Source organism: Pseudoalteromonas xiamenensis (genome assembly GCF_030994125.1).
Taxonomy (GTDB): Bacteria; Pseudomonadota; Gammaproteobacteria; order Enterobacterales; family Alteromonadaceae; genus Pseudoalteromonas; species Pseudoalteromonas xiamenensis_B.
Genome location: NZ_CP099918.1, coordinates 16,014 through 30,305 on the forward strand (window position 1 = coordinate 16,014; position 14,292 = coordinate 30,305).

The 14,292-nt window shown below is 41.2% G+C and carries 8 protein-coding genes; 5 read left to right on the forward strand and 3 right to left on the reverse strand.

Translation table 11 applies throughout. From position 1 onward, the window contains the following. Position 1: 1 nt before the first annotated feature. The 4 genes from NI389_RS17225 to bfr (NI389_RS17240) all read left to right on the forward strand — a co-directional run bounded on the left by NI389_RS17225 (position 2) and on the right by bfr (NI389_RS17240) (position 5,209). Positions 2-3,121 (forward strand): efflux RND transporter permease subunit, encoded by a 3,120-nt coding sequence (locus NI389_RS17225; protein WP_308362627.1) that lies wholly within the window; start codon positions 2-4, stop codon positions 3,119-3,121. An 84-nt stretch (positions 3,122-3,205) separates the two neighbouring features. Further along, the gene (locus NI389_RS17230) at positions 3,206-4,108 is read left to right on the forward strand and encodes a cation diffusion facilitator family transporter (protein WP_308362628.1); all 903 of its coding nucleotides are present in this window, start codon (positions 3,206-3,208) and stop codon (positions 4,106-4,108) included. 156 nt (positions 4,109-4,264) lie between these two features. Beyond that, positions 4,265-4,735, forward strand: a complete 471-nt coding sequence (gene bfr / locus NI389_RS17235; protein WP_308362629.1) for a bacterioferritin — start codon at positions 4,265-4,267, stop codon at positions 4,733-4,735. 9 nt (positions 4,736-4,744) lie between these two features. Next, positions 4,745-5,209: a bacterioferritin gene (gene bfr, locus NI389_RS17240; RefSeq protein ID WP_308362630.1), complete on the forward strand. Its 465-nt coding sequence runs from the start codon at positions 4,745-4,747 to the stop codon at positions 5,207-5,209. Positions 5,210-5,282: 73 nt separating this feature from the next. Here bfr (NI389_RS17240) and NI389_RS17245 read toward each other — a convergent pair whose 3' ends face one another. Continuing rightward, a complete protein-coding gene (locus NI389_RS17245; RefSeq protein ID WP_208845308.1) occupies positions 5,283-5,477 on the reverse strand; it encodes a (2Fe-2S)-binding protein in 195 nt (64 codons plus the stop codon). A 276-nt stretch (positions 5,478-5,753) separates the two neighbouring features. Here NI389_RS17245 and NI389_RS17250 point away from each other — a divergent pair, with 276 nt between their 5' ends. Then, positions 5,754-10,244, forward strand: coding sequence for an EAL domain-containing protein (locus NI389_RS17250; protein WP_308362631.1), 4,491 nt, complete (start codon positions 5,754-5,756; stop codon positions 10,242-10,244). Positions 10,245-10,282: 38 nt separating this feature from the next. Here the strand turns inward: NI389_RS17250 and NI389_RS17255 are convergent, their stop codons facing one another. Then, the gene (locus NI389_RS17255) at positions 10,283-13,048 is read right to left on the reverse strand and encodes a hybrid sensor histidine kinase/response regulator (RefSeq protein WP_308362632.1); all 2,766 of its coding nucleotides are present in this window, start codon (positions 13,046-13,048) and stop codon (positions 10,283-10,285) included. Positions 13,049-13,282: 234 nt separating this feature from the next. Further along, complete coding sequence (locus tag NI389_RS17260; protein ID WP_308362633.1) at positions 13,283-14,185, reverse strand: cation diffusion facilitator family transporter; 903 nt, start codon at positions 14,183-14,185, stop codon at positions 13,283-13,285. Positions 14,186-14,292 lie beyond the last annotated feature (107 nt).

Here is a 14,292-nt window from a genome sequence, read left to right on the forward strand (position 1 = left end):
GATGATTAATAGAATTATTTCATGGGCACTTTCAAATCGTGCGATCGTGTGCATAGTACTTGCCGTCCTACTCATTGCTTGTGCAATCGTCATCCCAAGAATCAATCTAGATGCTTTTCCTGATGTCACGAATGTTCAAGTCTCTGTTAACACAGAGGCACCAGGTTTGGCAGCTGAGGAAGTGGAGCAACTCATCACCTACCCTATCGAAACAGTGATGTATGCGCTGCCAGATGTGGAATCTGTCCGTTCAATTTCAAAGACCGGTCTATCTGGTGTCACTATCGTATTCAAAGAAAATGTCGACATCTATTTTGCTCGGCAATTAGTTTTCGAACGGCTTGAACAAGCCAGAGGTTCACTCCCAGGAACAATATCCGCCTCTGAAATTGGTCCGAATACTTCAGGACTTGGCCAAATCTACCAATACCGACTAGATGCAGACGTAAATAGTGGTATCGATAATATGACGCTTCGCAGCCTCAATGACTGGGTAGTGAAATTACTACTAATGCCCATCGATGGTGTCACCGATGTATTGTCGTTTGGTGGAGAAGTGAAACAATTAAGTGTGGAGCTAAATCCAGAACAACTCAACGCGTTTGGACTTACTCAGCAAGACGTGATAACGGCAATCGAAGAAAATAACCTTAATGTGGGTGGATGGTATCTCAATCGTGGAGAAGAACAATTGGCGATCCGAGGATTTGGTTGGATCCGCTCAGAGTCTGCTATCCGAGATATTGCACAGTTACCCGTCAAATACCGTGAAGGCCGTATTGTAAAAGTAGCGGATGTCGCATTAGTAAAGTTTGCAGGTGAAGAGCGTCAAGGAGCGGTTACTATGTCAGTCAAAGATGACAATCGACGCGTTACTACTAAAGGCGAAATCGTCACAGGGATTATTCTGAAACGTCTCGGCTCAAACACGAACGAGACAATCAACGCGATAAATCAACGCGTCGAGCAAATAAATCAAGCGTTACCTAAAGGCGTCACTTTCCAGGTTATTTACGACCAGTCACAACTCGTCAAAAAAGCCATCGATACTGTGGTTTTCGCTTTGCTATTAGCCTTTCTATTTATCATTATCGTACTTCTCTTATTTTTAATGGACTTACGCGCGACTTTGCTCGTTCTAATCTCCATACCAATCTCAATCGCGCTCGCTTTATTTGTTATGACGATACTGGGGCTCTCTGCAAACCTTATGTCACTCGGCGGTCTCGCGATCGCTATCGGCATGTTAGTCGATGGATCGGTGGTAATGGTCGAGAACATGGTTAAGAGACTCAAAGAAAATCAGATATCTACTTCGCGTTCTACTGCTGAAACCATACGCATAGCAGCTTGTGAAGTTGCAAAGCCTGTTTTCTTCGCTTCAAGTATCATCCTTGTGGTGTTTCTACCGCTATTTAGTTTCGAAGGTGTTGAAGCAAAACTATTCGAACCTATGGCTGTGTCAATCATGTTAGCAATATTAGCGTCAATGTTTGTTGCTATCGTCGTTGTTCCCGCTATTGCCAGTCAAATATTATCGCGAAAAACCACTGTACGACAAAACCCTCTACTGAATGTGTTGGAGAAAAGCTATCTACGTCTACTAAGTGCAGCTGTCCGGTCATCTAAGAGGATATTGGTCGGCATGCTGGGGATCGTTTTCAGTACACTATTGGTGATACCTCAGCTTGGCAGTGAGTTTGTCCCTGAACTTGAAGAAGGCACGATTAATCTAAGAGTAACCCTTGCCCCCTCGGCGAGCCTAGACACCGCGCTGACGCTTGCTCCAAAGCTTGAGAAAGTACTTTTAGCCTTTGAGCAAGTGGATTATGCCGTCAGCCGTATTGGTCGTGCTGAAATAGGTGGCGATCCAGAACCCGTAAACAATATCGAAGTGTTTTTATCGTTAACCCCGCATGAGAGTTGGCCGAAAGGCCTTACGAGACAGTTACTTCAACAACAAATGGCGAAGCAGTTGGAACAATTTCCTGGCGTATTACTTAATTTTTCACAACCAATCGCAACGCGTGTTGACGAGTTGTTGTCCGGTGTCAAATCACAACTTGCTATTAAAATCACAGGAGAAGATTTAGGAAAATTGCAGTTGTTGGGTACCCAACTTGAGCAGCGGATAAAAGCGATAGAAGGGACGGCTGACGTAGCACTTGAACAATTGGGAGGGGAAGCGCAGTTACTCATTGAACCGAATCGTACGGCACTTTCGAACTATGGGCTCGCCGTTAAGGATTTAATGGATATTGTTGAAAAAGGAATCGGTGGGGTAACTACGGGACAAATTTTCGAAGGAAACGCGCGCTTCGATATTCGAGTTCGACTCCAAAAATCATTTCGAAATTCAATTTCCGCAATTGAAGCCTTACCAATACAAACACCAAGCGGCTATTGGGTTCGCGTTAAAGATGTAGCAACGGTTGCGTATGCCACAGGTCCAATCCAGATCCGCCGTGATGACGTACAACGTCGTGTGGTAATACAAGCAAACGTGTTAGGACGTGATATGGGCTCGGTTGTCTCCGAGATCAAAAAGACCATCGAACAGAGTAATCTTTTACCTGCAGGCTACAGTTTTAGTATTGGTGGTCAATTTGAAAATCAGCAACGCGCACAGAAGCGTCTGCAAATACTCATTCCTGTGTCAATATTACTGGTCGCCGTTTTATTGTACATTACGTTTCAATCACTAAAACAAACACTGTTGATTTTAGTGAATGTACCTTTAGCAACAGCGGGTGGCGTGTTGTCTCTATACGCTTTTGATCAATTTCTATCCGTTCCAACAGCTATTGGTTTTATTACCCTATTCGGTATAGCCGTGCTCAATGGTGTTGTTCTCATCGATAGCATTAATCAACGCATGAAAAGTGGAACTAGCATACAAGAAGCGGCCATCCATGGTGCACTTTCACGATTTCGCCCAGTATTAATGACGGCGCTGACAACCGCGATGGGGTTATTACCTATGCTGATGTCTACAGGCGTTGGTGCTGAAATTCAAAAGCCATTGGCAACCGTCATTGTTGGGGGAATTATCACCTCAACGCTATTGACCTTAATTGTGCTTCCTGTTTTAGTCGTTATGACGACAAAAAAGACCGACTAATTATCATTTACCTAGAGGAACACACGATGCTAAACCGTTTAGCATCGTGTTAGGTACTTACAAAATTCAAGTGAGGTATTGAGCATGTCACATGCACATCACCACGGAGCTCATGGACATCATCATACTCATGACAAACTCACGTATGCCGTATTCATTAATATTTTACTTACCATCGCGCAAATCGTTGGCGGCGTTTTATCAGGCAGTTTGTCGCTTGTTGCGGATGCACTGCATAATCTATCCGATGCTGGCGCTATTTTTATTGCGCTGCTAGCTCGCAAAATAGCGAATCGCCCAGCGAACGAAACAATGACCTATGGCTATCAACGCGCTGAAATCATTGGCGCATTAATAAACAGCACAACTCTCATTTTAATCGGTATTTATCTCATCTTCGAAGCCATTAGCAAAGTATTCAATCCAGAACCCATCGATGGCTGGATTGTCGTTTGGATTGCAGCGCTTGCCCTGTTCATCGACGTCATCACCGCATTGTTAACGTACTTTTCTGGCGCAAAAACAAGTATGAATATACGTGCGGCATTTATTCACAACATATCCGATGCGCTTGCCTCGTTGGTTGTGATCATTTCAGGCTCACTTATTATCCTTTATCAAATTTATTGGGTTGATATCGTTGCTACCGTATTGATCAGTTTATATGTGATTTATCACGGTTCACTTCTTGCGAAGGAAAGTATGAACATTCTTATGCAAGCTGTACCTAACCACATTACATTGCCAGAGGTGGTTGATTTCATGAAACATACGATGGAAATAAAGGATGTTCCTCATATTCATATCTGGCAATTGGATGAACACAAAGTCATGCTTGATGCGCAAATTATTTTAGGAAATCAACTCAACATCGATATAGCTCGATTAAAATTGGCACTTAAAGAAAAGTACCACATCTCTCACGCGACTATAGAGATAGTTACCTCGGCAGATAAAATAGATACATGTTATATATCAGCAAGTTAGATAGAGTCTTTTATTGTAATGAAAATAGATTCTCATGTTGAAACCAAATGAGAATCACAATCAGTTTTTAACCGTATGTTTTTAAACGTTTTTTATTGACACTCAGTATGCAGAAGGTACACTGACCCGCATTATAGATATCCCTAGGAGCCCGCTATGCAAGGCAAGCAAAAAGTCATTGATGCATTTAATGCACTTCTCGCAAACGAACTGGCCGCTATCGATCAATATTTTATCCATTCGCGTATGTACGATGATTGGGGAATGGCGAAGTTGTATGAGCGTCTAAATCATGAAATGGAAGAAGAAACCACGCATGCGGATTGGCTCATTAAACGTATCCTTTTCCTGGGTGGTGTACCAAATATGACGAATCGTCGTGACTTGTTAATTGGCTCTGACGTACGTTCTATGATGCAAAATGACCTCACGCTCGAACTTGAGGTGGTGACATCTGTAAAAGCAGCCATTGCGATTTGCGAACAAGAGCAAGACTACCAATCTCGTTCAGTACTTGAAAAACTACTTTTCGACACTGAAGAGGACCACGTCTATTGGCTTGAACAACAGCTTGGTCTGATGGACAAGATTGGTCTACAAAATTACGTTCAGTCACAGTTGGCATAAGGATTTCAAATGAAAGGTGATAAAGCTGTCATAGCGTCACTAAACAAAGTTCTTGCAAACGAGCTTGTTGGCATTAACCAATATTTTTTGCACGCTAGAATGTTTAAGGACTTTGGTTTTAGCCAACTTGATAAAGCTGACTACAAAGTTTCAATCCAAAAAATGAAAAACGCGGACCGCCTTATTGAACGGATTTTATTTTTAGAAGGCCTGCCAAACTTACAAGATTTAGGTCGACTTCGAATTGGCGAAAATAGCCAAGAAATGATTGAAGCCAATCTTTCGTTTGAACAAGACACCGTGAAAGACCTTCACAATGCGATAGCTCTTTGCGAAAGTAAACAAGATTACATCAGCCGTGAAGCGCTTAACCATATTTTGGGTGAACAAGAAGAGCAAATTGATTGGCTTGATACACAGATTAGCTTAATTGCAAAAATGGGCATCGAGAACTATCTACAGTCGCAGCTCTAATCAAAAATCGATTGAGTTAAGAATACAAAGCAAAAAGGCTTACCAGTGGTAAGCCTTTTTGCTTTGTATTCGTTTATGCGACTTGATCGGTAATATCAGCTATTTCGATAAGTCGTTCATTCAAAATTTTCTTCGTACAGTTTGTGCACTTACCACACTGCGTGCCTACAGAAAGCTCTTTTGCAAGATCACGCATAGTCATCGCACCATCATCAATAGCTTGTGCAATTTTTTTATCGGTAACACCATGACAAATACAGATATACATAAATAAGAACCAATCTCAGTACGATTTACAAAATGGATTTTAGTGTAAACAACAATAATTATCAATACTGTTTTTAAACTTTGTTTTATCCGTCTTTTATACCTATGATTGTTTCTATAAAGAAAACAAATTATCTTTTCGACTTAAATGATGTAAATAATTCTTAAAATATGTGGTAAATTATACTATTAGAATATGAAATTGTTCATGGAAGAAGCTTGAGTACTTGGATGTAGGCGGAACAAATTGGTTTTCGCAGCATTGGAGTTAGAGTAGATGCGTTTGACGTCTGTGTTTATGCTTCTGTTTTCTTTGTGCGTTGCATTAAATGCCTTCGCGACGACAAATTACGCGCAAAGACTGACACGCCTTTCTGTTAATGAAGGCTTATCCCAAAGTGTCGTTAATAACATAGTGCAAGATAAGCTCGGTTATGTATGGGTTGGTACCGAGCAAGGGCTCAATCGTTTTGATGGTTATCAAATTAACGTTGTTAATAACGACATTGATTTTTCTGATAAACCCATTTATTTGCTGCGCGCTCTAAATAATGGTCAAATTTTTGTTTCTACTGGCTATTCAGGTAGTTACCTCATTGATCCCAAAACACTGGTCAGCAAAAAAATCTATTCCGGTAAAATCACGCCTGAAAGTACATTGTTCTCTCCTATTTCTGTTGTTATCGAACGCGGCAACTTGTTATACGTTGGCATTGAACGTCAAGTATTTACGATTGACTTGAGAACACTTGAATCCAATTTTCTCGTCGCATTACCTGACACCGTCAGCTTAGTTCGTTCGCTTGCTTTCGTCGGGAATGATTTGCTTATTGGCAGTGACGTGGGCTTGTACAAATTGGACACTCGTCAACATTTACTCAACCCAATTCAATTCATCACCGCAGAGAAAGTCGATAAATTAAATCAAAATGTGAAATTCCTAACCTATGATCCGACATTGGGACTTTTGGTTGGCACAGTCAGAGGCCTTTACGTATTGCCTTTTGATGGCATGGAATTCAAACCTGAGCACACGTATACACTGGTCGCTGACCTCAATATTTGGGACTATCAAAAAACAGAATTTGGCGAATTCATAGCAACCGAATTGGGCCTATATGAAATTCACCGTAAAAGTAAAACTGCAAGCAAGGTCCTGAGCTTTGATGGCAGTCGCTATAATGTGACGAACATCAGTGTCTACGACATTATGGTAGACAAAAATAATGTCATGTGGATGGCCTCAAGGGAGCAAGGCGTTTTTTATTGGCCGCTTCAAGCAAAGCGATTTATTAATGTAAAGTCGCCTTCACACCCGCTTGCGAGCAACACTATTTGGTCAATTGAAGAAATTGATAATCAACTTTGGATGGGGTCAGACAATGGCCTTATTGCTGTTGAACACAATCAAGCGGTGGAGACGTTTTTCCAAAACACCGACCCCAAAGAAATATTTGGTCTCAACGCTGTTGTAACAATTGCATCAGGCCAGTACCAAAATCTTAAAGTTTTGTTATTGGAAACTCCGTTTGGCATTCAAGTCTTCACGCCTGCAACCGATGAGATTCGAAACCTCACTGAAATCCAAACTCAGTTGAAAAACGATGACTATATCCGTGGCATGTATGAATCGGAACAATTTATCTACTTTGCTTCAAACAAAAATTATTACCAATGCTCTAAAACCGAACTACAGTGCAATCCAATTGATGGTTTATCGGAACAACTTTCTACGAATTCCTTTTATAAGTTCCTAGCACCACTTCCCACGCATCCAAATGATTTACTCATTTCGACAAATAGTAAATTAGTGCGTTATAACACCCAAAGCCACACCACGTTTCTCGTTTACGATTTTGGCAAAGAAGATTCTTCAAGATTTTCCGTGGTAGATAGTTGGGTTGCAGACACTAATGGCACATTGTGGCTCGCCACTTCCACGGAAGGCCTCGTGGCGATTAGTCTAGAAACACTAGAGAAACTCAGTGTATTCAATGAAAAATCAGGGCTGTTAACAAACACCATTTATGAACTACAACTTGATAATACCAATGCGCTGTGGGCAAGCACCCAAAAAGGTCTTTACCGGTTTGACCTGTCTGACCGTAGTATCAAATTATTTAGTCATCACAATGGACTTCCAGTCGATGAATTTAATTCCGGTGCAAGCGCAAAGTTAAAAAATGGCAATCTCGCCTTCGGGTCGACTCAAGGGATGATTGTTTTTGATCCAACGGCCTTAGCAACCAAGAGCAGCCAAACCCAAATTGAAATCACCGAATTGGCCTTAATGTCTAAAAACAAGCCATTCGCCATTTCAGACTCAATCGCACTTAAGCACGATGATGTAGGTTTGCTCATTCGTTTTTCAGATTTTGATTTTTTAGATCAACACAACGACTATTATTCAGCAAAAATGACTGGGCCGACTAACGCCGACTATCACGATGTAAAACTAGGTAAGCTGTTCTTTAGTCAGTTAAAGCCTGGTAATTATCAACTAACACTCTTTTTGAAAGAACGCGGCAGTAATCGTGAATTAGCTAGTAAATCATTGAAAATATCAGTTGCTCATGCCCCGTACGCATCCCCACTCGCCATTACAGCTTATGTTGTCTTTGCTTTGGCGCTTTTTGCTCTTTGGTTACGTCAAAGTAATAAGAAACAGCAAATTATAAAAAACGCGTTGACAGAAATGACTCGTAGCCAGAAGCAAACTGGCCTCGCATTGCAAGCAACAAACAGCGGTATTTGGGAAGTCAATCTGGTAACACGTACTATTATTCAACAACGGCTTATCCAAGAACTCGGCTATAAGGACTTGGACGATATATGTAATGCTGAAATACACAAAGACCTCATTCATCCAGATGACTATCCTGCTGTCGAACAACAATGGTTTGCGCTCCTCAACAAGAAAGAACAAGACGCCGTTTTCGAAGCGACTTATCGAATGAAAGCCAGTGACGATCAGTGGTGTTGGTATCACGACGTCGGACGGATATCAGAGTTCCAAGATGGCATTCCAATTAAAGTATCGGGTATCTACAGTAACATCACAGAGCAAAAAGCGACGAACATGATGGCATCTATTTTAGGTGATGCGTTCGGACAGATAAACGATTGGCTTTTAATTCTAGATACGAATTTGCTTCCTATCGCTGCGAACTCAACGTTCTGCCATGCTTTTGGTATTGCTCAAGGCCAAATTAAAGATTTGTCAATTCCGCAATTTAGAGAGGCGTTAGGGAGCAGAAATTTCTCCAATTTGTTAAAAAACATCAAGTCGCTGCAACCTAAAGGAAACCACCGTGAAGAGGTCACCTTACGGACCTCGCACAACGCAAAACATCCCATTCAATTAAGTATTAATGCTATTACTAAGTCCAGTGAAGATATTGAATATTATGTGATTGTGCTCTCAGATTTATCTGAACAAAAGAAAACGGAGAAAGAGTTCCGTTTTTTAGCAAATTACGATTCGCTCACAGGTTTACCTAATCGCAACTTGATGATGAAACGCATTCAAAAAGCCATTAACGTTGCCCAAAATGACGAATTAGTTGGTTTATTGTTTATCGATTTAGACAAGTTTAAACCCATAAATGACTCTTATGGACATGATGTTGGTGACAAGCTTTTAAGTGCTATTTCACGTCGAATCGAGTCAATATTACCAAGCGGTTGTACGTTGGGAAGACAAAGTGGTGATGAGTTTCTTGTGCTCTTTGAATCAGTAAAATCTCCAGAAATAATTAGCGAGTTGGTCAGCGCATTACTTATCGCTTTGCCTGAAAAAATAACCATTAGTGGTTTTACGGTAAGCATCTCTGCCAGTATCGGCGTTGCAATTTATCCGTTTGATGCGAACAACGCTGAAAAACTTATACGTCATGCCGATGTGGCAATGATCCATGCAAAACAAAGTGGACGAAATAGCTTTAAGTTTTTCACCAGTGCAATGAACGATGAGATTTTAAGAAAGCTGAAACTCGAAACGTCCCTAAAAAATGCAGTCAAGGAAAATGGCTTTTTTAATCACTATCAACCTATTGTAAACTCACGAAATAACCAAGTGGTTGGGGTTGAGCTCCTAATGCGCTGGGAACAGGAAGGCCAGTTAATTTCGCCCGCTGAATTCATTCCTGTCGCTGAGGAGGTTGGCCTTATTGAAGTCATGACAGATCAGGCCCTCAAACGCGCAATTTTAGAGTTGAAACCGTTACTGCTTGAAAACCGCGATTTTTATATTTCGCTAAACTTATCCGCCCACCAAGTGCTTAGAGCAAATATTACTGAACATCTAGTCGCTATTTTGTACGAATTTGGCATCCCTTGCAGCCGACTACGATTGGAAATCACTGAAAGTACATTGTTGGCTGACAAGGTAAAAGCAAAATCGGCCTTAATGGAGTTGAATGAGCAAGGCTTTATACTTTTACTGGACGACTTCGGAACGGGGTACTCGTCGCTGACCTACTTAAGCCAATTCCCGATCGATATTATTAAGATTGACCAAGGATTCGTGCGTAGCATGGAACATACGCCAAGTAATAAATCCATCGTTAAGACAATTACTATGCTTGCGAATAACCTTGGCATGACGTGTATTGCAGAAGGTGTTGAATCAATGGAGCACATTCGTTACCTAAGCCAATTAGGCATCAACTATATGCAAGGCTTCTATTTTTCAAAGCCCGTATCCGCTGAAATTTTGATGTCTGATTTATATATTGATGAAGTAGGCAAGAAAGCAAAAGCGGGTTAAATATAACCCGCTCACTTAAATCGGATTCGTCAAACACATTACGTGGCTATCCGCTCCACTTTACTTAACGCTCTGAATAAGTCGTCCGTTTTAACTGGTTTGGCAACAAAGTCATCCATACCAACTTGGATACACTTGAGCCTATCCTCTGCAAATGCATTCGCTGTAATGGCAATAATGTGTGGCCCACCATATTTACCGGGTTCTTGACGAATATGCCTTGTGCATTCAAACCCGTCCATATTCGGCATTTGACAGTCCATTAGCACAATTGGAAAGCTTTGCTCTTGTAAACGAACTAAGGCCTCTTTTCCATCACTTGCACATTCAATTTCACACTGTGTCTTTTCCAACATCTTTTTGACTACAATCTGATTAACCAAGTTGTCTTCAACAAGAAGCACTTTAATGCCTGATAACTCAGGGACAGTAATAGGTGCTAATGAAACACTTTCGCCATCGACTACAACGCACGGGATAAACACTTCAAAACGACTCCCAACGTCTGGTTCACTTTGCACATTAAGTTCACCATTCATTAGCTCAACCAAACGTTTACATATCGTTAAGCCGAGCCCAGTCCCACCAAATTTGCGTGTTGTTGATGTATCCGCTTGTACAAATTCTTTAAATAAATTAGCAAGCTGCTGTTCACTCATACCAATACCCGAGTCTTCCACAACAATTTCAAGTCGACCGTCAACGTATTGAATACCTAAAGAAACCGTACCTGAACCGGTGAATTTCCCAGCATTACTCAGCAAGTTGTTAATCACCTGTCCCACTCTAAGCGCATCTAAATTCAAAAAGGCAGGAAGGCTTCCAGAAATTTGATAGTCAAACCTGACGCCTGGTTTAGTTCCCGTTTTACCAAACACCCGTGCAATGTTATCGAATAAACGGTAAGTTTCTGTCGGATGAAAATCGAGTTTCAATGCCCCTGCTTCTATTTTTGAATAGTCCAGAATATCGTTCAATATTAAGAGCAGATTGTTTGCCGATTGTTGGATCATGAGTACTTGATCGGAGACTTCTGTCGATAACTCGTCACTATTAATAAGATGCTCAGAGAGCCCTAAAATACCATTTAACGGTGTTCTGATCTCATGGCTCATATTGGCTAAGAACTGACTTTTAGCCTGACTCGCTTTGTTTGCTACGCGCACAGCTTCTATCAATTCTTGCGTTTTCTCATTGACCTGTTGTTCAAGTTTGACGTTAAAGTCTTTCAGCTTTTTATTGAGCGCTTCATTTTCATCATACGAATTCTGTAAACGCGCAAAACTCGTATTTAACTTCAAGGCAAGTTGAGAAAACTGTTGTTGCAATCCAACCATCTCAAGAAACCCGTTTTGAGTTCGTTGCTCGTCCGATATCATCTTGCTCGGATCGAAGTCATGTATATGGTTACTCAAGCGCTCTATCGGACTCACCAGCACACGCGTTAATTGACTGACAAAGACGCTGCTCAATACAATAATCGTAACCGCTAGAAAGCCCGACAATCCCCATGCTGACGCCGCCGCGAGATTAACATGCTTACGTTCAAGCAGCGTAACGACGGTCCATCCTAATGTGGGTGAGTTGTTTTCGTGATAGTAGAAAATATCATTTTGGCTTGTTTGAAAAAGATGAGTGTTCGAATCAAACGCTGCGCGCTTATCGTCGGCGACTAAGTCGAGTGTCTTAAACTCTGCTTTTAATGAGCTGTAAACGACTTTATTTGCACTGTCTAGCACGAGCAATTCGCCAGAGGTGTTAACCAGTCGGGGAATAAACTGCTCAAATGACTCAAATATCAACGAACCTTCTACAATTCCTGCAAATTTGCGATTGTTCATTACCGGAGCTGAAATTGCGACGATTGGTTCGTTTCCAAGTCCTCTTCCTCTGAAAATATCCGAAACAAATCCATCAGGATAGTGTTGTGCCGATTGGTAATAATCTCTATCTGCGACACTTTTGTCTTCGTCCATCATGCTTAGCTTAAAGCCTTCAGGGTAAAAATGCGTAATTTGCGCTTTATTGTCGGTGACAATACCTGTTCGGAAGTTTGGGTGGAGTAACATTAATTGAGCAAGCGCGTTTTGTTTATCGATACCAAGTTCGATACTTTTAGCGGTAAGCGCAACCGCTCTTTTATAGCTTTGAAGATAGTCTTCTATTTGTCTTGTTACCGTTAACGAATCTTCGGTGAGTTGATTTTTCACCTCCAACTCGAGGCGGGCGTAATAATTGTTTGTTAACACAATGGAGGTCACCAAGACAACTAACACTATTAATAAACTAACGGTGTAATTTAGCATCTGATATAGCGGTGAGGCGCGCCACAGTTGCCGAATAAAGAAAAAGCCAAGCAAATCGACAACGGCTAAATATAGCGCAGCATTAATAAAGTACTTTGCAAGCGCAGTGACGATAACGAGAAGTGGTAAAGCGAGGAAAAAATAGCCAAAAAGAAATAAGAGCGCTAGGCCTATTAAAACCCAAAACGCAAGCCCACGTAAAAATAAGGGCTTATTGCTATTAATACAAAGAACTTGTAGCCAGACGACTTCAAGAGCGAACACCACCGAAGACCAACAATGATCCCAACGGTAATAAATGAAACCGGCACCAATCGCAACGGCAAGTAAAGCATATTGCCAACCAAATAATAGCAGCACACATAGAACGAATAGCTGACCAAACAGAAACTCGGAGCTATCAAGAAACCAGAAAGGTAATAGATTCGCAAAGCCACCAACGACGCCAAGGGTCACCGTACACAATAACGGGAAAAGTCGATGCTGAGTGATTATCAAAGCGCGCGTTCCATTTTATCTTCTGTCTATAAAGTTAAAAGATACCGCGCAATTTGCCAAGTAAATACTGAAATTTTAACTACTTAACTTGTGCTTTCGTTTATATGGGTAATCTATTCGACAACACAAGATACAGATAAGCTTACAAAAACATAAAACAATCAAAGTTAAATGTGGCGAAAAAACACGCTTTCTCCTCATTGAGCATACGACTCTTAAACTTAAATAAAAAATTTAGATAATTGGCTGAGGATGAGCGGGACAATTATGACTTTCAACTTGAATAATGCTTTTGACTGCTCCAAATCGTTGTTTTAAAGACGTTTCTATGGCTATTTTACACAGCTCGTCATGTTGCTCGAGCGTACAGTGGTGTTTTAAGACAATATGCGCACCAATAGTTACCACGCCAGACACTCGTTTAATGGTGACATTGTGAACGCTATCTACATGCTCGGCTTCGAGTAAAGTATGCTCTACTTGCTCTAAGTTTGGTAAATCTTCTCTTTTTAACAGTCCCTTTAAACATACCCTGACAACGCGCGCGCCGGTATATAAAACGAACAAAGATATGAACATACTCGAAATCACATCGATAACTTGCCAACCCGTGAAATGTAGCAACACACCGGCGATAAACGTGGTGACGGTAGACAATAAGTCTAAGAATGAATGCAGGAACACTGCGTAGACATTGATGCTGTCTTTGCGGCCTTTATACAAAATCCAAGCGGAAAGACCATGAAATAGAAACCCTATCGCTGATATCATGGACATCATGTAAGAGTTAATTTCAAAATCGTGCCCAGCGCCATGCGCTGACAACCTTTGTGTACCTTCGTATAAAATCAATACACTTATAGAGAGATACAATACACCATTAATAAGTCCACCGGTGTACTCGGCTTTTTTATGTCCTTCATCGAAATTTCGAGCCAGTTTGACTGCAAAAGTGGATGCTATAACAGCGATAAACAGTGAACTATTGTGGACAAATAAATGACCGGCATCCGCCAAAACGGCTAGTGAGTTTGAGTAGTAAGCCCCAAAAAGCTGAATAACCATAAAGGTACAAGTTATCGCTAATGCTAGCAGCAATCGGCGACGAGATGCTTCGTGAGTCGTAATACTGGTCATAGTTAGGTATAGGTTCTTTTGGCAGATAGTAATGATATACAGTATCAATTGTAACGCGAATTCCTCCTGTGCGCACTAAAATTAGCGCTGAGCGCTTTTAATTTGGC